This is a genomic window from Pseudonocardia sp. 73-21 (assembly GCF_001899645.1).
Taxonomy (GTDB): Bacteria; Actinomycetota; Actinomycetes; order Mycobacteriales; family Pseudonocardiaceae; genus Pseudonocardia.
Genome location: NZ_MKVV01000048.1, coordinates 72551 through 91134, shown reverse-complemented (window position 1 = coordinate 91134; position 18584 = coordinate 72551). Strand labels below are relative to the sequence as shown.

The 18584-nt window shown below is 73.1% G+C and carries 22 protein-coding genes; 11 read left to right on the top strand and 11 right to left on the bottom strand.

Going from position 1 to position 18584, the window contains the following annotated elements; all coding sequences use genetic code 11:
- Positions 1–21: 21 nt before the first annotated feature.
- Entirely contained in the window at positions 22–864 is an 843-nt protein-coding gene (locus BGP03_RS15940) for a transglutaminase family protein (RefSeq protein ID WP_296370839.1), read from the top strand.
- Between the two features lie 34 nt (positions 865–898).
- The gene (locus tag BGP03_RS15935) at positions 899–1651 is read left to right on the top strand and encodes an alpha/beta hydrolase (RefSeq protein WP_298797525.1); all 753 of its coding nucleotides are present in this window, start codon (positions 899–901) and stop codon (positions 1649–1651) included.
- On the opposite strand, the gene BGP03_RS15930 is transcribed toward BGP03_RS15935, so the two are convergent.
- The 4 genes from BGP03_RS15930 to BGP03_RS15915 all read right to left on the bottom strand — a co-directional run bounded on the left by BGP03_RS15930 (position 1648) and on the right by BGP03_RS15915 (position 5541).
- Entirely contained in the window at positions 1648–3477 is a 1830-nt protein-coding gene (locus tag BGP03_RS15930; RefSeq protein WP_298797527.1) for a GGDEF domain-containing protein, read from the bottom strand. The two genes, BGP03_RS15935 and BGP03_RS15930, sit on opposite strands and share 4 nt — an antisense overlap.
- A 186-nt stretch (positions 3478–3663) precedes the next feature.
- Complete coding sequence (cynS, locus tag BGP03_RS15925) at positions 3664–4119, bottom strand: cyanase (RefSeq protein ID WP_296370836.1); 456 nt, start codon at positions 4117–4119, stop codon at positions 3664–3666.
- A 312-nt stretch (positions 4120–4431) separates the two neighbouring features.
- Entirely contained in the window at positions 4432–4638 is a 207-nt protein-coding gene (locus BGP03_RS15920; protein ID WP_296370835.1) for a hypothetical protein, read from the bottom strand.
- A 51-nt stretch (positions 4639–4689) separates the two neighbouring features.
- Positions 4690–5541 carry a hypothetical protein gene (locus BGP03_RS15915; RefSeq protein ID WP_298797529.1) on the bottom strand — a complete coding sequence of 284 codons (852 nt, stop codon included), beginning with the start codon at positions 5539–5541 and terminating at the stop codon, positions 4690–4692.
- A gap of 145 nt (positions 5542–5686) precedes the next feature.
- Between BGP03_RS15915 and lepA the strand changes: the two genes are divergently transcribed.
- Together lepA and BGP03_RS15905 are read left to right on the top strand one after the other, a co-directional pair.
- Positions 5687–7528 carry a translation elongation factor 4 gene (lepA, locus tag BGP03_RS15910; protein WP_298797534.1) on the top strand — a complete coding sequence of 614 codons (1842 nt, stop codon included), beginning with the start codon at positions 5687–5689 and terminating at the stop codon, positions 7526–7528.
- Between the two features lie 88 nt (positions 7529–7616).
- Positions 7617–8018 carry a hypothetical protein gene (locus tag BGP03_RS15905; protein ID WP_298797536.1) on the top strand — a complete coding sequence of 134 codons (402 nt, stop codon included), beginning with the start codon at positions 7617–7619 and terminating at the stop codon, positions 8016–8018.
- A 301-nt stretch (positions 8019–8319) separates the two neighbouring features.
- On the opposite strand, the gene BGP03_RS15900 is transcribed toward BGP03_RS15905, so the two are convergent.
- On the bottom strand, positions 8320–8685 hold the full coding sequence (locus BGP03_RS15900) for a MarR family transcriptional regulator (protein ID WP_296370831.1): 366 nt from the start codon (positions 8683–8685) through the stop codon (positions 8320–8322).
- Between the two features lie 178 nt (positions 8686–8863).
- Positions 8864–9829: a zinc-binding dehydrogenase gene (locus BGP03_RS15895; protein ID WP_296370830.1), complete on the bottom strand. Its 966-nt coding sequence runs from the start codon at positions 9827–9829 to the stop codon at positions 8864–8866.
- Positions 9830–9872: 43 nt separating this feature from the next.
- Here BGP03_RS15895 and BGP03_RS15890 point away from each other — a divergent pair, with 43 nt between their 5' ends.
- Positions 9873–10043, top strand: coding sequence for a hypothetical protein (locus BGP03_RS15890; protein WP_296370829.1), 171 nt, complete (start codon positions 9873–9875; stop codon positions 10041–10043).
- Positions 10040–10414 carry a barstar family protein gene (locus tag BGP03_RS15885; RefSeq protein WP_296370828.1) on the top strand — a complete coding sequence of 125 codons (375 nt, stop codon included), beginning with the start codon at positions 10040–10042 and terminating at the stop codon, positions 10412–10414. Before BGP03_RS15890 ends, BGP03_RS15885 begins: the two co-directional genes overlap by 4 nt.
- On the opposite strand, the gene BGP03_RS15880 is transcribed toward BGP03_RS15885, so the two are convergent.
- On the bottom strand, positions 10400–11245 hold the full coding sequence (locus BGP03_RS15880; RefSeq protein ID WP_296370956.1) for an NAD-dependent protein deacetylase: 846 nt from the start codon (positions 11243–11245) through the stop codon (positions 10400–10402). The two genes, BGP03_RS15885 and BGP03_RS15880, sit on opposite strands and share 15 nt — an antisense overlap.
- Before the next feature lie 73 nt (positions 11246–11318).
- Here BGP03_RS15880 and BGP03_RS15875 point away from each other — a divergent pair, with 73 nt between their 5' ends.
- Genes BGP03_RS15875 through BGP03_RS15865 form a run of 3 tightly spaced genes read left to right on the top strand, consistent with a single transcriptional unit; the run spans position 11319 to position 13682 of the window.
- Positions 11319–11915 (top strand): TIGR03086 family metal-binding protein, encoded by a 597-nt coding sequence (locus BGP03_RS15875; RefSeq protein WP_298797539.1) that lies wholly within the window; start codon positions 11319–11321, stop codon positions 11913–11915.
- A gap of 10 nt (positions 11916–11925) precedes the next feature.
- Positions 11926–12765: an amidohydrolase family protein gene (locus tag BGP03_RS15870; RefSeq protein WP_298797541.1), complete on the top strand. Its 840-nt coding sequence runs from the start codon at positions 11926–11928 to the stop codon at positions 12763–12765.
- Between the two features lie 8 nt (positions 12766–12773).
- Positions 12774–13682 carry an aldo/keto reductase gene (locus BGP03_RS15865; protein ID WP_296370825.1) on the top strand — a complete coding sequence of 303 codons (909 nt, stop codon included), beginning with the start codon at positions 12774–12776 and terminating at the stop codon, positions 13680–13682.
- On the opposite strand, the gene BGP03_RS15860 is transcribed toward BGP03_RS15865, so the two are convergent.
- Complete coding sequence (locus tag BGP03_RS15860; RefSeq protein WP_298797543.1) at positions 13676–14452, bottom strand: enoyl-CoA hydratase-related protein; 777 nt, start codon at positions 14450–14452, stop codon at positions 13676–13678. The two genes, BGP03_RS15865 and BGP03_RS15860, sit on opposite strands and share 7 nt — an antisense overlap.
- 17 nt (positions 14453–14469) lie before the next feature.
- Positions 14470–15087 (bottom strand): TetR/AcrR family transcriptional regulator, encoded by a 618-nt coding sequence (locus BGP03_RS15855; RefSeq protein ID WP_296370823.1) that lies wholly within the window; start codon positions 15085–15087, stop codon positions 14470–14472.
- 84 nt (positions 15088–15171) lie between these two features.
- On the opposite strand from BGP03_RS15855, the gene BGP03_RS15850 reads away from it, so the two are divergent.
- Both BGP03_RS15850 and BGP03_RS15845 read left to right on the top strand, forming a co-directional pair.
- The gene (locus tag BGP03_RS15850) at positions 15172–16053 is read left to right on the top strand and encodes an alpha/beta fold hydrolase (RefSeq protein ID WP_298797545.1); all 882 of its coding nucleotides are present in this window, start codon (positions 15172–15174) and stop codon (positions 16051–16053) included.
- 97 nt (positions 16054–16150) lie between these two features.
- Positions 16151–16543, top strand: a complete 393-nt coding sequence (locus BGP03_RS15845; protein WP_296370821.1) for a PaaI family thioesterase — start codon at positions 16151–16153, stop codon at positions 16541–16543.
- 61 nt (positions 16544–16604) lie between these two features.
- On the opposite strand, the gene BGP03_RS15840 is transcribed toward BGP03_RS15845, so the two are convergent.
- Both BGP03_RS15840 and BGP03_RS15835 read right to left on the bottom strand, forming a co-directional pair.
- The gene (locus BGP03_RS15840) at positions 16605–17060 is read right to left on the bottom strand and encodes an OsmC family protein (RefSeq protein WP_296370820.1); all 456 of its coding nucleotides are present in this window, start codon (positions 17058–17060) and stop codon (positions 16605–16607) included.
- A 218-nt stretch (positions 17061–17278) separates the two neighbouring features.
- Complete coding sequence (locus BGP03_RS15835; protein WP_298797548.1) at positions 17279–18385, bottom strand: LLM class flavin-dependent oxidoreductase; 1107 nt, start codon at positions 18383–18385, stop codon at positions 17279–17281.
- Positions 18386–18584 lie beyond the last annotated feature (199 nt).

The following is an 18584-nucleotide window of genomic DNA, read 5'->3' as shown; positions in this document are numbered from 1 at the left end:
ACCGAGCCGGAGGTCGGGTAGATGGGCTGGCGCATCCGGGTCGTGCACGAGACGGGCTACTCCTACTCCGCTCCCGTCCACGAGTCCTACAACGAGGTGCGGCTCACCCCGCGCAGCGACAACCGGCAGAACGTCATCGTCAGCCGCGTCGAGACGGTGCCGCCGACGCGGTCCTACCGCTACTCCGACTACTGGGGCACCACCGTCACCGCGTTCGACCTGCACGCCCCGCACAAGGAGCTGAAGGTCACCGGCACCTCGGTGGTCGAGACGGCCGACGCGCTCGCCCCCGCCCGTTCCGCCACGTGGGAGGAGCTGGCGAGCGAGCCGGTGCGCGACCGCTACACCGAGATGCTGGAGTTCACCGACTATGTCGGCCGCAACCGCGACCTGGCCCGGGCGGCCAGGGCGCTCAAGCGCGGCAAGGACCCGGCCGACGCCGTGCTGGCCGCCTGCCGCTGGGTGCGCGAGCACCTCACCTACCAGCCCGGCACCACCGGCGTGCACACCTCCGCGGTGGAGGCGTGGGAGACGCGCAAGGGCGTCTGCCAGGACTTCGTGCACCTCACGCTGCTGCTGGTGCGCGAGATGGGCATCCCCTGCCGCTACGTCTCGGGCTACCTGCTCTCGCGCGCGGAGACCGAGGTCCGGCAGACCGTGCGCGGGGAGAGCCACGCCTGGATCGAGGCCTGGACGGGCGGGTGGTGGGGCTACGACCCCACCAACGACATCGAGATCGGCCACCGGCACGTGTGGGTCGCGGTCGGCCGCGACTACTCCGACGTCTCGCCGCTCAAGGGCATCTACTCCGGTGGCAAGGCCGCGGCGCTCGAGGTGTCGGTGGACATGACGCGGCTGGCATGACCGCCGACGTGCTCCGTCCCGCGGAGGCGGAGTCGTGACCGTCGTCCTGGTCCACGGCAACCCCGAGACCGCCGCGGTGTGGGACCTGCTGGTTCCGCAGCTGGTCGCGCTCGGCGTCGACGAGCCCGTGCGGCTGTCCCCGCCCGGCTTCGGCGCGCCCGTCCCGCCCGGCTTCACCGCCACCGTCGACGGGTACCGCGACTGGCTCGTCGCGGAGCTGGAGGCGATCGGTGAGCCGGTGCACCTCGTCGGGCACGACTGGGGCGGCGGCCACGTCGTCAACGTCGCCATGACCCGTCCCGACCTGCTGCGCAGCTGGTGCTCCGACATCATCGGCGTCTTCGATCCCGACTACGTCTGGCACGACCTCGCACAGGCCTGGCAGCAGCCCGGCGTGGGTGATCAGGCCGTGGCCGCGATGGGGTCCGCACCGGTCGAGGTGCGGGCGACCCAGCTGGCGAAGCGGGGGATGGGCTCGGCCGTCGCCGAGCGGGTGGCGGCCGGGTTCGACACCGCCATGGGCGAGTGCATCCTCGCGCTCTACCGCGACGCGGCGCAGCCGGCGATGGCGCAGCTCGGCGCCGGGCTCGAGGCGGCCGCCGCCCGTCCGGGCCTGGCGATCCTCGCGTCCGACGACCACATGGTCGGCACCGACGGGCAGCGCCGGCGCTGCGCGGCCCGGGCCGGGGCCCGCGTCGAGGTGCTCGACGGGCTCGGGCACTGGTGGATGGCGGAGGACCCGGAGCGCGGCGCCGAGGTGCTCGCCGCGTTCTGGCGCTCGCTCTAGACCTGTCCGGCGTGCACGCGGCGCGCGTGTCGCCGCCCGCCGTGCAGGGGGAGGGGCGTGGTGTCGGGCCCGTGGACCCCGTTGCCGTTGCCGCTGCCGACGGTGCCGCTGACCACGGTGCCGCTGACCACGGTGCCGCTGACCACGGTGTTGCCGCCCGCGTGCTTGGCCGAGTACATCGCGGCGTCGGCGGCGGCGAGCGCGGCGGCGGGGTCGGTGTCCATGGGGGCGCGCACGACACCCACCGACATCGTGACGCCCGCGGCCACGTCGTGGGGCAGCGCCGCCACGGCGTCGGCGGCGCGGGCGAGGGCGGCCTGCGCCACCGGCAGCGGCGTGGACGGCATCACCACGACGAACTCGTCGCCGCCGTAGCGCGCCACCAGGTCCTGGCCGCGCAGGGCGGTGCGCAGGCAGGACGCCACCGAACGCAGCACCGTGTCGCCGACGGCGTGCGACATCACGTCGTTGACGTGCTTGAAACGGTCGAGGTCGACGAGTGCCACGGCGCACGGCTGGCCGGCCGCCGACGACGTGGCCTCGGCGAGGCGGACGTCCAGGGCGCGGCGGTTCGGCAGCCCGGTCAACGGGTCCTGCAGGGCCTCGGCGACGACGGCCCCGTGCTCGAGGGCGAGGCGGTGGTGCTCGGAGTGGCTGCGCAGTGCGGTGAGGCGGGCCTCGCGCAGCGCCCACAGCTCCTCCTCGAGCGCCACCGTGTAGCGGGTGACCGCCTCCGGGAGCTCGGGCAGGCCGCGCGCGATGCCGTCGATGCGGGCGTACTCGCGGTGCAGGGCGAGCGCGAGGACCGCCTCCGAGGTGTCGGCGGTGAGCTCGGCCCGCAGCGGTGCGAGCACCGCGGCCGCGTCGGCCGGGGCCCGCGCCGTCATGAGGCACCGGGCGGTGGCGATGGCCAGCATGATGCGGTCCTCGGTGAAGTGGGCCATGTCCTGCAGCCCGAACAGCACATCGAGGTGCCCCGGATCGGGACGGGCCAGCGCGTAGGCCGAGCCGATGATCGAGCACTCCTCGGCCGCGGGGCGCGCGCCGGCCTCGGCGCGGCCCAGCGCCGCGTTCCACAGCACGGCGGCGGCGTGTGCGGTCTGCGCGGCACCGACGAACCGGGTGGCGGCGGCGGCGGCCCGGCCACCGCGCTCCAGCCGCAGCGCCCACGACAGCTGCAGCCGGACCCGGTTGAGCTGGTGCACGAGCCGCTCGATCGGGGTGCCCGACGACTCGGTGATGGCGATGGCGCGCTGCGAGACCTGGTCGGCGAGCTCGTGGGACCCGAGCTTGAGCAGCACCAGCACCAGGCCGTTGAGGGTGCGCGAGAGCGTGCGGGACCAGTCGCCGGGATCGTCCCCGGCCGCCGGCGCCGCGATGTCGCCCAGGATCGCCAGTGCCGTCGCGGCGTCGGTGAGCGCGTTCTCACCGTGTCCGAACGCGATGGTCCGGTGGGCCCGCATGACGGCCGCCTCGCCGAGCCTGCGCGCGTCGCCGTCGGCCTCGGCCAGCTCGGAGAACTCCGCGAGCATCGTCTCGACCTCGTCGGCGTCCGCGGGATCGTCACCGAGGATCCGCAGCATGATCCCGAGCCGCAGCAGCTCCGACACGAGACCGGGCGTGCCGTGTTCCCGTGAGTACTGCAGCATCTCGTCGAGCCCGTGGCGGGCCGCCGCCCGCGGCTCGGGCGCCCGCCGCTGCTGCCACACGAACTTGTCGGTGGCCCGGTCGACGATCTGCCGCCCGGTGAGGCGGGGCATGTCGTGCACGCACCGGCACTCGGACGCGCCCATGACGAGCGCGCAGCCGTCCGGGGCCGATGTCACCGCCGCGTCTCCCTGGATCGCCGGTTGTTTGCCAGGGCCGGGCTGGGGTCCGACCCGGAGCGAACGCGGCATCCCCCGACAAGCCCCGCACGCAGCACGATCACCCCATCGTGGCATGTGGACGAACGCATTTGCACGCCGGGTCTGTTGTGCACAACCGGATGTCGGCGGGCTGTGACCGGACGACTACCAGCTGCGGTAGGGCAGGAACTTCCCGTTCAGGGTGATGCGGACGCGGTCGCCCTTGGGGTCCGGGACGCGCTCGAGGTCCATCTCGAAGTCGATGGCGCTGACGATGCCGTCGCCGAACTCCTCGCGCACCAGCTCGGTGATCGCGTTGCCGTAGACCTGCACCATCTCCTGGAGCCGGTAGACGAGCGGCTCGGAGGTGTCGACGACGTCCTTGCCCCGCACCGCGGGCAGCGTCAGGGCCTCGACGACGGCCTCGTCCAGCTCGAGCGCGGAGCCGAGCGTGGCGGCCTGCTCCGCGGTGAGCGGGTGCTGGCCCAGTAGGGCGGCGGTGGTCCACTCGGTGGACATGCCGATGGTCTTGCCCAGGTCCGCCCAGCGCAGGGACGAGCGACGCTTGGCCGCGAGGGCGGCGGCGGAGGCCTGCTTGCGGTCCAACGGAGTCACACTCATGGGGCGATCCTCACGGCACCCGTCGGCTTCGGCAAACGCAGGAACGTCACAAGTGTGTTTCACGGTCGCCGTCGCGCTCCGGGCCGTGCGCCCGATGTCCCGTGATTCCGGTTCGTGAAGGGTCCGTGGGGAGAGCCCAACGCGGTCGCGCTGAACGGTTCCGAGATCCGCTACGGCCGTTCCTCACCGTCGTGCTGCTGGCCGCGGTGCTGTTCGGGCCGGTGAAGCTGCTCGAGCGGGCGGGGCCGGGCAACGTCAAGGCCCTGTGGAGCCAGGGGAGGACGTGGCCTGGCGCCGTGCGCGGAGGGCGTGTCAGTCGGCCTCGGACCGCGGGCGGCCCCTCGGGCGGGGTGGTTTCGCGTCCCTCGGGAGGCGGCCGGCCTCGGCCAGCATCGCCCCCACCGCGAGCAGGATCACCCCGGCGAGCAGGCCGACGAAGCCGTTGACGCCGGTGGCGGCGCGTTCGCGCACCGCCGGATCCGGCATCCGCACCGGCACGCACGAGTCGGTCGTGGTCATGGCGTCCCCTGGGCGTCGAGTCGGTCGAGCTATCTCGACGACATCACTTCTTCAGACGACCGCCGTGGCCTCCCGGTCCACGCGGCGGTGGAAACGCTCGCCCATCCGGCCACCGACGGCGGCGGTGAGCAGCGTGACCAGCAGGACGACCACCAGCGCGACGACACCGCTGAGGGTGAGCGTCGCCGGGTCGACCGGCACGGCGGGCAGCGTCAGCCGCCCGAACACGTCGTAGCTCTGACCGACCACGCTGCCCGCGATCGCGGCGACGATCGTCACGATCACGCCGACCACCCACGACAGGACGCCGTTGCGGAGCCCGTCGAAGCGGGCGAGGCGCCCGGCCACGTAGCCGCCCGCGAGGTAGGCGAGCGCGAGGACGACGAGCAGCACGACCGCACCGACGACGCCGACCGTCCGTACGTCGACGGTCGAGGGGTTCAGCTGGGTGCCCAGGCCCGCGGCGGCGCCGATCCCGGCCGCGACCGCGGCCAGCAGCACCGTCATCCCGACCGCCACGATCCAGCCGAAGAACGCCGCACCGACCTTCGCCCCGCCGAACCGGTCCCGCTGCCGCGCCTGGGCGTCGGCCAGGAGCCCGCGGCCGGTGTAGTGGCGCTGGAGCGTGGTCTCCGTGTCGGAGTCCGGTGCCCCGGGGCCCGTGCGCGGGGCGGCGCGCAGCACCGCACGGTCCACGGGCACCGTGAGGCCGGCGTCGCCGTCGGTCGCCGCGCCGTCGAGGGGGACGAGCCGTCGCCGCCCGAAGCGCGACCGCACCTCGCCCCAGGTGCCGCCGTTCCCGTTCGGCGGGTGCACCCGCCCGAGGGTGCCGAGCGCGGCCCCGTCGCGGGCGCGGACCGTGCGTCCGGTCCAGTCCTGAGTGTCCTGACTCACATCTGTCATGAACTCCTGTTCCCGCCCGACGACCTGCGAAAACGCCGTACGGTCACGATCCGGTCGCGGTCGGCGGCGCTCTCGTCCCCCGTTCGGCCGGACCGGTCCGCGCACGTGGGACGATGGAGGCACCCGTACCCGAAGGAATCGCTGCGTGAGCTCGTTCGCCGACCAGACGTTCACCCCGCCGGAGCTGATCCGGAACTTCTGCATCATCGCCCACATCGACCACGGCAAGTCCACCCTGGCCGACCGGATGCTGCAGATCACCGGCGTCGTCGAGGCGCGTGACATGCGTGCCCAGTACCTCGACCGCATGGACATCGAGCGCGAGCGCGGCATCACGATCAAGGCCCAGAACGTGCGCCTGCCGTGGAAGGTGGGCGACTCCGAACACGTGCTCCACATGATCGACACCCCCGGCCACGTCGACTTCACCTACGAGGTGAGCCGGGCGCTGGAGGCGTGCGAGGCCGCGATCCTGCTGGTCGACGCCGCGCAGGGCATCGAGGCGCAGACCCTGGCCAACCTGTACCTGGCCATGGAGAAGGACCTCACGATCATCCCGGTCCTCAACAAGATCGACCTCCCCGCCGCCGACCCGGACCGCTACGCCAAGGAGATCGCGCACATCGTGGGCTGCGACGCCGACGACGTGCTGCGGGTCAGCGCGAAGACCGGCATGGGCGTGGCCGAGGTGCTCGACGAGGTCGTCCGGGTCACGCCGGCGCCGGTCGGCGACGCCGACGCCCCCGCCCGCGCGATGATCTTCGACTCCGTCTACGACACCTACCGCGGCGTCATCACCTACATCCGCGTGGTCGACGGCAAGATCACCCCGCGCGAGCGCATCAAGATGATGTCCACCGGCACCACGCACGAGCTGCTCGAGGTGGGCATCGTCTCGCCCGAGCCGAAGCCGTCGCGGGGCCTGGGCGTCGGCGAGGTCGGCTACCTCATCACCGGGGTGAAGGACGTCCGGCAGTCGAAGGTCGGCGACACGATCACGTCGCTGCGCCACGGCGCCACCGAGCCGCTCACCGGCTACCGCGAGCCGCGCCCGATGGTCTACTCCGGGCTCTACCCCGTCGACGGGTCGGACTACCCCGAGCTGCGTGACGCCCTGGACAAGCTGCAGCTCAACGACGCCGCGCTCACCTACGAGCCCGAGACGTCGGCGGCGCTGGGGTTCGGCTTCCGCTGCGGGTTCCTCGGCCTGCTGCACCTGGAGATCACGCGCGACCGCCTGGAGCGCGAGGCCGGGCTCGACCTGATCTCCACCGCGCCCAACGTGGTCTACCGGGTGGTCCGGGACGACGGCGTCGAGCTCACCGTCACCAACCCGTCCGACTGGCCCACCGGCCGCGTCGCGCAGATCTTCGAGCCCATCGTCAAGGTCACGATCCTGGCGCCGTCGGAGTTCATCGGCGCGATCATGGAACTGTGCCAGAGCCGTCGCGGTGAGCTGGGCGGCATGGACTACCTGTCCGAGACCCGCGTCGAGCTGCGCTACACGATGCCGCTCGCCGAGATCATCTTCGACTTCTTCGACGCCCTGAAGTCGCGCACCCGCGGTTACGCCAGCCTCGACTACGAGGAGGCCGGCGAGCAGGAGGCCGACCTCGTCAAGGTCGACATCATGCTGCAGGGCGAGCCCGTCGACGCGTTCTCCGCCATCCGGCACAAGGACTCCGCGTACGCCTACGGCACGTCGATGACGGTGAAGCTGCGCGAGCTGATCCCGCGCCAGCAGTTCGAGGTGCCCATCCAGGCCGCCATCGGCTCGCGCATCATCGCCCGCGAGAACATCCGCGCCATCCGCAAGGACGTGCTCGCCAAGTGCTACGGCGGTGACATCACCCGCAAGCGCAAGCTGCTGGAGAAGCAGAAGGAGGGCAAGAAGCGCATGAAGACCATCGGACGGGTCGAGGTGCCGCAGGAGGCCTTCGTGGCCGCCCTCTCCACCGACTCGGCGGGGGACAAGCCGAAGAAGTAGCAGCTGGCCGGGCAGCCGTTCCCGGTTGTGCTCGTGCCCGCCCGCCTGTTGGACGGCCTGCGCCCCTGAGCGGTGCCACGATGGGGACATGCCCGTAGGTGTCCCCGTAGGTGTCCCCGTAGGTGTCCCCGTAGGTGTCGCAGCCCTCGTCCTGCTCGTCGTGCTGGTCGTCGGGATCGCGGCCGGGCGGTCGAAGCGGCGCTTCGGGCTGCTGCTGATCGGGATCATCGCGATCGCCGTGATCGGGTTCGTCGTCACGGCCGCCACCACAGGTGCGGTGGGCACCCGGGCCGCCGACATCGCCCGGCTCTACACGATCGCGGTGCCGCCGCTGGTCGCGTTCGTCGCGGGGTGGATCTGCGCGCGGGGCAGCTGGTTCACCCGGATCGTCGTGATCGCCGCCGCGGCGCTCCTGCTGGCCGCGTTCCCCTACGCGAACGCGGGCGACGCCACGGCGAGGCTCCTGCCGCAGGCCTCGGCGCTCCGATGACGGGGCGCGTGGAACAGGTGGATGTCGCGGTCGTGCGCACCCGGCATCGGCGAGCGACCCCGTCGACGGCCCCGTCCACCGGGGACGGTCCGGTGTGGACGGCGGCACGATCTGCCCGTGGTTCGTCGCCGCCGGGCGGGTGACCCGGCGACGGTGCGGGAGCGTCCGCGGCACGGGGTCACCGTGGCCGACGTGATGGCCGCGATGACCGGGATACGGGAGCGGCCGGATCGGGTGGTGCGGGCCCGGGAGGACCTGGGTGTGCGGGAAACGACGTGGTTGGGGGAGGCGACGGGGTGGGTCAGTTGCGGACGGCGAGGGCTTCGAGGAGGTCGGCGAGCTGGGCGCGCTCGACGGTGTGGGATCCCCCGATGACGTCGCCGGCTCCGCGTTCCACCCGGCGGCAGACGCGCTCGACCACCTCGCGCCCTCCGGCGGCCAGATGCACCAGCACGCGGCGGCGGTCGACGGGATCGGTGTTGCGGAAGGCCATCCCCGACGCGACCAGGCGGTCGACGACGCGGGTGGCCGTGGGGGCGGGGAGAGCGGTGTGCGAGGCGATCTCGCCCATGCTCCGCCCCCCTCCGCGGGCCAGCATCAACAGCACGCGCCAGCCGTCACGGCTGACGCCTTCCGCCGAGGTGATCGGGGACAGTGCGGTGGCCACCGCACGGTCCAACCGATCCAGCAACTCGACCAGGCCTGTCACTCGCGGCGCCGGAACGTAGACCGTTCCCGCCGTTCTTCGACTCAGTGGCTCGGACACGGTGACCGACTGTACTTGCTGAGAGGACTATTAGAGGTTCTCAGGGTGAGAAAAGTCCTTACGGCCCAGTCACTCGCTGTCAGCGGGTGAACACGATCTTGCCCGCCGTGTGCCCGTCGAGCATGGCGCGGAACCCGTCCGCGGCCTTCTCCATGGGCAGCTCGAGCCCGATCTCCGGAACGATCCCCGCGTTCGCGACGAAGGTGAGGAGGTCGGCGAGCTCGTCGCTGGTGCCCATCGTCGAGCCGACGACGCGCAGCTGGAGGAAGAACAGGCGCTGCAGGTCCGCACCGGGGTTGGGGCCGCTGGTGGACCCGGAGACCACGATCACCCCGCCCGGCCTGAGCGCGCGCATCGAGTGCGACCACGTCGCGTCGCCGACGGTCTCGAAGACGGCGTCCACCTTGCCCGGCAACCGTTCCCCGGACGGGAAGGTGGCGTGTGCGCCGAGCTTCTCCGCGAGCGCGCGCTTCTCCTCGGTGCGGCCGGTGACCCAGACGCGCATGCCCGCCGCGCGACCCAGCTGCACCAGTGCGGTGGAGACGCCGCCGGAGGCGCCCTGCACGAGCATGGTCTGCCCCGGGCGCAGGCCCGACTTCACGAACAGCATGCGGTAGGCCGTGAGCCACGCGGTGCCCATCACCGACGCCTGGACCGCCGTGAGGCCCTCGGGCTTCGGGATGGCGTTGCGCTTCGGGACCACGACGGTGTCGGCCATCGCGCCCTGGGCCTTCTCGGTGAGCAGGGTGCGCTTCGGGTCGAGGGTCTCGTCACCCTGCCAGCCCGGGGCGTTGATCACGGAGTGCAGCACCACCTCGGTGCCGTCCTCCAGCGTGCCGGCGCCGTCGCAGCCCAGGATCATGGGGAACTGCTCGGGCTTGATCCCGACGCCGCGCAGCGTCCAGATGTCGTGCATGTTGAGGCTGGCGGCGCTGACCTTGACGGCCACCCAGCCCTCGGGCACCTCGGGCTCGGGACGCTCACCCACGGTGAGCGAGTCGAGCGGAGCGTCGGCGTTGGGCTCTGCTGCGTAGACGGCGAACATGCAGGCAATGTAGCCACGATCCGTGCGGTCTACTGTGTGGGGCGTGGCACGTGCGATCGCGGACTGGTGGGACTCGTTCGAGCTGTGGCTCACGCAGCTCGCGTTCCCGCTGCAGGTGGTGCTGGCGATCCTCGTGATCGTGCCGCTCTGCTGGTTCGTCTCCGCGGGCCTCGACCGGCTCGTCGACCTCGTCGCCGACGCCCGCCGTCGATGACCATCGGAGTCCTGCGCGTGGCCGCGTCCGCGGCCGAGGTGGCCGCGGACGCCCGGTTGCGCGGGGCCGCCGTCGCCGTCGTCGGCACCTTCGACGAGCGGCGGGCCCTGCTCGCCGCGATCGGTCGCGAGCTGCGCTTCCCGGCCTACTACGGCGGCAACCTCGACGCGCTCGAGGAGTGCCTGGGCGACCTGTCCTGGCTGCCGGCCGGCGAGGTCGTGCTCGTCTGGGACGGCTCGGAGGCGTTGCGCCAGACCGATCCTCGCGGCCATCGCGTGCTGCTGGAGGTGCTGGCGGCGGCAACGGAGTCCACTGCGGACGGTGCCCGCCCGCTCAGGGTCGTGCTGGCGGGTGCCTCAGTCCCGCGCTGAGCCTCCTGCGAGTCCCGCCAGCGCCGCCAGCACCTCGCTGCAGCCCGCGTCGAGGCGGACCGCGGCGAACTCGTCGCCACGGGTGGCCCCCCGGTTGACGATCACCACCGGGATGCCGTGCTTGTGGGCGTGGCGGACGAAGCGCAGGCCTGACATCACCGTCAACGACGAGCCCGCGACGAGCAGCGCACCGGCCGTGTCGGCCGCCGCGTCCACCCAGCTGTAGGCCAGCGCCACGCGGTCCTTGGGCACGTTCTCCCCGAAGAACACGACGTCGGGTTTGAGCAGGCCACGGCAGACCGTGCACGGGGCGAGCCGGAAGCCCTCGACGGCGTCGAGCTCCGCGTCACCGTCCGGGGCGGCCTCGATGCCCGCACCCGCGGCCTCGACGAAACCGGGGTTGAGCTCGGCGAACCGGTGCTGCAGCTCGAGCCGCGGGCTGCGGGTGCCGCAGTCGAGGCAGACCACGTCGGCGATGCGCCCGTGCAGGTCGATCACCGTGCGGCTGCCGGCCGTGGTGTGCAGCCCGTCGACGTTCTGGGTGATCAGCCCGCGAAGGGCGCCCGTGCGTTCCAGGTCGGCCAGCGCGTGGTGGCCGTCGTTGGGGGAGGCGTGCGCCATCCGGGCCCAGCCGACGTAGCTGCGGGCCCAGTAGCGACGCTGCGGACCCTCCCCGGACCGGAACTCCTGGTAGGTCATCGGGGTGCGCTTCGGCGACGCGGGGCCGCGGTAGTCGGGGATGCCCGAGTCGGTGGACAGCCCCGCGCCCGTGAGCGCGACGAGTGGACGGCCGGCCAGGACGTCGAGAGCCTCGTCCAGACCGTCGGCCAGCGTTTCCACCCCTCCACGGTAGCTGTCGCGTTCGTCCAATGCCCGGCGTCGGGACCCGGGCAGACTCCCGTGCATGGATCATTCAGACCACATGGCCCAGAGCATCGACATCGCCGTCGCCGCGATCCGCGGAGCCGACCCGGCCCGCTTCCCCGACCCCACCCCGTGCACCGACTACACCGTCGGGAAGCTCTTGCACCACCTCGCGTTCGGGCTGCTGCTCGCGCAGCTCGGCGCCGAGCGCCGCGACCTCGACCCGTCGATCACCGACTACGAGCACGCGCCCTACCTCGTCGGCGTTCCCGAGCAGGAGTGGGCCGGGCTGGCCGCCGAGCAGGCCGCCGCGGCCGCGCGGGCGTGGGCCGACCCGGCCGCCTGGGAGGGCGAGGCGAGCTTCATGGGCAACCCCATGCCCGCCACCGCCATCGGGTCGATGATGATCACCGAGTTCGTGCTCCACGGCTGGGACCTCGCCACGGCCACCGGGCAGGCGTTCACCGTGCCCGAGGGCCTCGCCGCCGCCGCGCTGGACGGCGCGCAGGAGCTGGCCCCGATGGGACGTGACGCCGGCTGGTACGGCGCCGAGGTGGCGCTACCCGCGGGCGCCTCGACGCTGGACCGGGCGCTCGCCACGTCGGGTCGCGACCCCGGTTGGGCCAACGCCCACTAAGATCGACTGGGTGTCCCGCCGCGTCGACGCCCACCACCACGTGTGGGATCTCGCCGTGCGGGACCAGCCCTGGACGGCCGACCTGCCACCGCTGCGGCGCTCCTTCGCCCTCGACGAGCTGGCTCCCGAGCTCGACCGCGAGGACGTCGGCTCCACCGTGGTGGTCGAGACCGTGAACGTCTTCGAGGAGGGCGTCGAGCTGCTCGCGCTGGCGGCCTCGTCGCCCCGGGTGGCGGGCGTCGTCGCGTGGATGGACCTGACCGCGCCCGACGTCGCGCAGCAGATCGACCAGCTGCGTGACGGGCCGGGCGGTGACGCGCTCGTCGGCGTCCGGCACGGCGTGCAGGCCGAGCCCGATCCGGCCTGGCTGTGCGGTCGGGAGGTGCGCCGGGGTCTGGCCGCCGTCGCCGCCGCCGGGCTGGCCTTCGACCTGCTGGTGGTGCCGGCGCAGCTGCCCGCCGCGGTCGAGGCCGCCCGGGTGCTGCCCGACATGCGGTTCGTGCTCGACCACGCGGGCAAGCCGCGGATCGCCGAGGGCGGGCACGATCGGTGGGCCCGTGACCTCCGCACGCTCGCCGGGTGCGAGAACGTCGCCGTCAAGATGTCCGGGCTCGTCACCGAGGCCGGCCCGGACTGGTCCGCCGAACGCATCGCCCCCTACGCCGCCACGGTGCTCGACGCGTTCGGGCCCGGACGGGTCCTCTACGGCTCGGACTGGCCGGTCTGCCTCGTGGACGCGGGCTACGCCGAGGTCGCGGCGCTGGCCCGCACGCTGGTCGCGGACCTCTCGGCCGCCGAGCAGGCCGACGTCTTCGGGGAGAACGCCGTCCGCTGGTACGGGCTCGCATGATCGGCCGTGTGCTGGGGCCCGTCGGGTTCGGGGGCGCGGCCATCGGCAACCTCTACTCGGCCGTCGACGACGACACGGCCGCCGCGGCGGTGCACGGCGCGTGGGAGGCCGGGATCCGGTACTTCGACACGGCGCCCCACTACGGGCTCGGCCTGTCGGAGCGGCGGCTCGGCGCCGCGCTGGCCCGCTACCCGCGCGACGGGTTCGTGGTGTCCACCAAGGTCGGGCGGCTCCTGGTGCCGCACCCGCACCCGACCGACCGGGACCCGGAGTTCGACGTTCCCGGCGTGCTCACCCGCCGCTGGGACTTCAGCGCCGACGGCGTGCGGCGCAGCGTGGCCGAGAGCCTGGAGCGCCTGGGCATGGACCGGATCGACATCGCCCTCGTCCACGATCCCGACGACCACATGGAGCAGGCGCTGGCCGAGGCCGTGCCCGCGCTGGCCGCGATGCCGGAGGTGGGGGTGGTCGGGGTCGGGATGAATGTCGTGGAACCCCTGCTCCGGTTCGTGGAGGAGTCCACTGTGGATGCCGTGATGGTCGCCGGGCGCTGGACTCTCGCCGACCGTTCCGCCGCCCCGCTGCTGGAGGCGTGCAGCCGGCGTGGGGTGTCGGTGCTGGCCGCGGCGCCGTTCAACTCCGGGCTGCTCGCCGCGGCGTGGCCCGCCGACGACGCCTTCTTCGACTACGCACCCGCTCCCGCACCGGTGCTCGCGCGCGCCCGCCGGATGGCCGCCGCCTGCGAGCGCGGCGGGGCGAGCCTCCCGCAGGCCGCGATGCAGTTCCCGTTGCGGCACGAGGCGGTGGCGTCGGTGGTGGTCGGGATCCGCACCGCCGGGCAGGCCCTCGTCGACGTCGCGTGGGCCGCCGACCCGGTGCCCGGTCCGGTGTGGACGGAGCTGGACGCCGTCTACTGAACGACGGTCCAGGCCGGCGGGCGCTTCTCCGCGAAGGCCCGCATGCCCTCCTGGCCCTCCTCGCCGGCGAAGAACCCGGCCGACAGCGTGAGCATCTCGTCGAACCGCGCGCTCATCCCGGAGTCCCGACCACCGCTGCCGCGCAACATCTCCTTGGTGGCGGCGAGTGCCCCGGGAGCGCCCAGGCGCAGCATCTCCGTGTAGCGCGCGACCTCGCTGTCGAGGTCGTCGGTGGGCACGGCCGCGTTCAGCAGGCCGATCGCCACCGCGCGCGGGGCGTCGAACGTCTCGCCGGTGAGGAACAGCTCGTGCGCGGCGCGGGGCAGCAGGCGCGGCAGCACCGTCACCGAGATCACGGCCGGCACCACGCCGATCCGGACCTCGCTGAACGCGAACGTGGCCCCGGCGGCGGCCACGGCGATGTCGCAGGCCGCGACGATCCCGACGCCGCCCGCGCGGGCCGCTCCGGCGAGCCGGGCGACCACGGGCTTGGGGGAGGTCCAGATCAACTCGAGGATCTCCGGCACGTCGCGGATGCCCTGTTCCTGGGAGCCGGCGCCACGCGTCTCCTTGAGGTCCATGCCGGCGCAGAACACCGTGCCGGTGTGGGTCAGGACGATCACGCGGGCGGCGTCGTCGGCGATCGCGGCCCGGAGGTGGCCGATCAGCTCGCCGCGCAGCTGCGCCGACAGCGCGTTGCGGTTGGCGGGGGAGTCCAGCGTGATGGTCGCGACGCCGGCGGCGACGTCGAGGTGCACGAGCTCGGTCATGCCGGGACCGTATCCCGTCACGAACCGGCGTACAGGCGCTCGCGCACCTCGCGGGTCTGGTCGTCGTGGCGCGCGGTGGCCTCCAGCGCGCGGTCGAACGTGGAGCCCAGCAGGTCGGCGACCGCGTCGCGGGGGATCTCCGGGTGGTCGAGCCAGGTGAGGCAGGCCTGCTTCTCGAACGCGAGCCACCCGTCGAGCATCAGGGTCAGCGCGGGCGACGGCGCCTCCACGCCGAACGCGGCCAGCACGAGCCGGCGCGAGTGCTCGTCCACCGCGGCGGCGATGCCCTCCAGCTCGCCGGACCGGGCCTGCAGCAGCGAGCGCCATCCGGTCGGGTCGGCCCGGACGTGGTCGAGGTACGCGGCCAGCCCGGCGGCCAGCGCCAGCGAGGGCGGCCCCACCGGCACGGCGTCCAGCGCGGCCAGCATGGCGTCGGCCGCGCGCCGCACGGCCGCGACGAGCAGAGCCTGCTTGGTGGGGAAGTAGTGGTAGAGCAGGCCCTCCGACACGCCGGCGTGGGTCGCGATCTCCTGCACCGACAGCGTGGCCAGGTCGCGGCCGGCGGCCAGGTCCGCCGCGGCGTCGAGGAGGTGGGCGCGGCGGTTCTCCGCCGTCATGCGTCGCCCGGGTGCCATGGGTGTCACGGTAGCGAGTTCCTTGTTGAGCAGATCTTCAACAGCCGCTAGGCTGCTTGTTGAGCCGAGATTCAAGGAGGGCCCATGGCCATCGCCACGACGTCCACGCTCCGCACCGTCGACACCCCCCACGGACAGGTCCGGCTGATCGACACCGGAGGTTCGGGCACCCCCGTGCTGCTGGTCCACGCGCTGCTCACCGACCCCGACTTCTACGCGGCGCTCGCCCCGCTGCTCGTCGCCCGCGGCCACCGCTGCCTCATCCCGGAGCTCCCGCTCGGGGCCCACGGAGTGCCGCTGCGGGAGGGTGCCGACCTGAGCCCGCCCGGGCTCGCCCGGCTGCTCGTGGAGGTGCTCGACGCGCTCGACGTGCCGCGCGTGCACGTCGTCGGCGTGGACACGGGTGGCGCGCTCACCCAGATCCTGATGGCGCAGCACCGCGACCGCGTCGACCACGTCGTGCTCACCGCCTGCGACGCCTACGACGCGTTCCCGCCGAGCAGCTTCGGCTGGCTGGTGCCGCCCTTGCGGCTGCCCGGTGCGCTGTGGCTGACGGGCCAGAGCGCCCGGCTCGGTGTCGCGCGCAGGCTCGCGAACCTGCGGCTGCTCACCCACCGCGGCGTCGACGACACCGTGCTGCGCCGATGGACCGCGCCGCTGCGCACGGCCGGGGTGCGCCGCGACCTGCGCGCCGTCCTGCGCCACATGCACGCCCGCCACACGCTCGCGGCGGCCGAGGCCAACCGCGACTTCCCGCGTCCGGTGCTCGTCGCGTGGGGCGAGGACGACCGCGCGTTCCCGCGCCGCCTCGGCGAGCGGCTGGCCGCCGACATCCCCGGCGCCCGCCTGGTGACGCTGCCCGACTGCGCCGCCTTCGCCGCGATCGACCGGCCCGACCTGCTCGTCGACCTCATCCATGAGCACGTCGACGGCCACCTCACGAGAACGCCTGCTCCGGGAGGCTGAACAGCGTCGGTCCATGGGCGCCGAACCGGCGCATGATCGGTCCGCATTACCCGCGAGGTCATGGCCCGTTCGCCCGTGGCGGACCAGGGTGGCCCCCATGAACGACGAGGAACTGCACGCCGCCATGCCCTTCACGGCGCTGCTCGGAGCGACCGTGGACGCGGCGGCGGCCGACGAGGTGCGGCTGCGGCTGGCCTGGGACGCCACGCGCTGCACCGCCGGCGGGATGCTCCACGGCGGGGCGCTGATGGGGCTGGCCGACGCCGCCGGCGGGCTGTGCGCCTACCTGAACCTGCCCGACGGCGCGACGGGCACGGCCACCATCTCGTCGGCCACGAACTTCCTGCGCGGCGTCCGGGAGGGGCACGTCGAGGCGGTGGCGCGCCCGCTCAACGCCGGCCGCACGGTGATCGTGGTGGACACCGAGCTGCGCGACGCGGCGGGGAAGCTGGTGGGGCGGGTGACCCAGACGCAGGCGGTGCTGCGCTGACGCGCCCGTGCGCGGAAATCAGCGCCAGGGCCCTGATTTCCGCGCACGACCCCTCGAGGGCTCAGCTGGGCTCGACCTGCGTCCAGTCGTTGGTGATCTTCACGCCGGCGCGGGCGAACAGGACGCTCACCGGGCAGCGGCGGGCGGTCTCGTCGCGCAGGGTGGCGAACTGCTCCGGGGTGGCGTCGGTGGTGATCTCCGCCGTGATCCGCAGGTTCTGGAACGTGGCGTCGGCGGTGCCCTTGCCGGTGGTCATCACGGTGGGGTCGAAGTCGGCGGCCACGTCGAACTTCACGGCGCCGATCGTGATGCCGAGCTCCTTGGCGACGATCGACGACGTCACCTGGTTGCAGGAGCTGAGCGAGGCGAGGGTGAACGCCAGCGGGCTGGGGTGCTTGTCGGCGCCGCCGAAGGCCTCGTAGGCGTCGGTCTCGATGACGTAGTCGGCGCCCTTGACGGCGACGGTCTGCGCCACGCCGGTTCCGGCACCACTGACGGCGAAGTTGACGAGGGGCATGGCTGTTCTCCTGGTGAGGGTCTGCAGAGCGAGGGCGTGCGGAAGTGCCGACGGTGCGGCGGGGGGACGGATCGGATCAGCGACAGACGGCGCAGATGAGCAGCAGGTCGACGTGCAGGCGGCGCACGAGACCCGGATCGATCGTCACGGTTGCAGAGTCAACTGCATCCGGCCCCTCGGCGCCATCCCACGTGGGATGGCGCACGGGGGCCGAACCGTCAGGCGGGCACGGACGAAGACTCTGCGTCGCGCCGCGCGACCTCCTGGCGCACCAGCGGGATCACCTCGCGGCCGAACTCCTTCGCGTCCTCCAGCAGGTCGTAACCGCGCGCGGACAGGATGCGCACGCCGAGGTCGTAGTAGTCCACGAGCGCGGCGGCCACGGTCTCCGGCGTGCCGACGAGGGCCGTGGAGTTGCCTGCGCCGCCGGTGGCCTGCGCCGTGACCGTCCACAGTGCCCGGTCGTGGCGCTCGCCCTGGGCGGCGACCGCGAGCAGTCGCTGCGAGCCGGCGTTCTCGGGGTCGGTCAGCTTGTGGCGGCGGGTCAGCTGCTGGCCGCCCTTCGTGCGGTCCTGGATGCGCGCGACGGTGGCGTAGGCCTTCTCCCACGCCTCCTCCTCCGTCTTCCCGAGGATGGGCCGGAACGCCACCTGGAACGTCGGCGCCGGCCGGCCCGCGGCGGCCGCGAGCTCGGTGATCGTGGCGATCTGCTCGGCCGTGCCGGCCAGCGGCTCGCCCCACAGCGCGTAGATGTCGGCCTCCTCGGCCCCCACCTCGTACGCCGCCTTCGACGACCCGCCGAACGAGACCTTCGGCCTCGGCTTCTGGGCCGGCTCCACGTCGAGGACGAAGTCGCTGAAGTCGTAGTGCTCGCCGTGGAAGTCGAACGGCTCGCGCTCCGTCCACGCCTTCTTGTAGATCTGGATGGCCTCGCGGGTGCGGGCGTAGCGCTGGTCCTTGGGCAGGGTGTCGCCCTCGCGCTGCTGCTCGTGGTCGTTGCCGCCGGTGATGACGTGCAGCGTGAGGCGCCCGCCGGAGATCTGGTCGAGCGTGGCCACCGTCTTCGCCGCGAACGTCGGGTAGGAGACGTTGGGGCGGTGGGCCAGCAGCAGCTGCAGGCGGTCGGTGTTGCAGGCGATCAGCGCCGCGGCCTGGGCGGGGTCGGGGCTGCCGGAGCCGTAGGCGGTGAGGACGCGGTCCCAGCCGGTGTCCTCGTGGGCCCTGGCCAGCGCGAGCGTGTAGTCGCGGTCGAACGCGGGGCCGGTGCGGGGCTCGGTCTCGGAGCCGTTGTTGGTGGCGCCGATGCCGAGGAACTCGACGGGCATGGGGTGGTCCTTCCGGGAGGGGGCGGTCAGCGGCGGCAGGACCCCGGACACGCGGCAGACCACACCCGTCCGAGGTCGACGTGGGCGCGGCCCACCAGCGGAACCCGAACGGTCACGCCCTCCACAACCGCGCGGCCACCCGGCGGCATTCCGGTCCGCGCAGATCCCGTGTGCTCCGCGCAGGCCCCACCGACCCTGT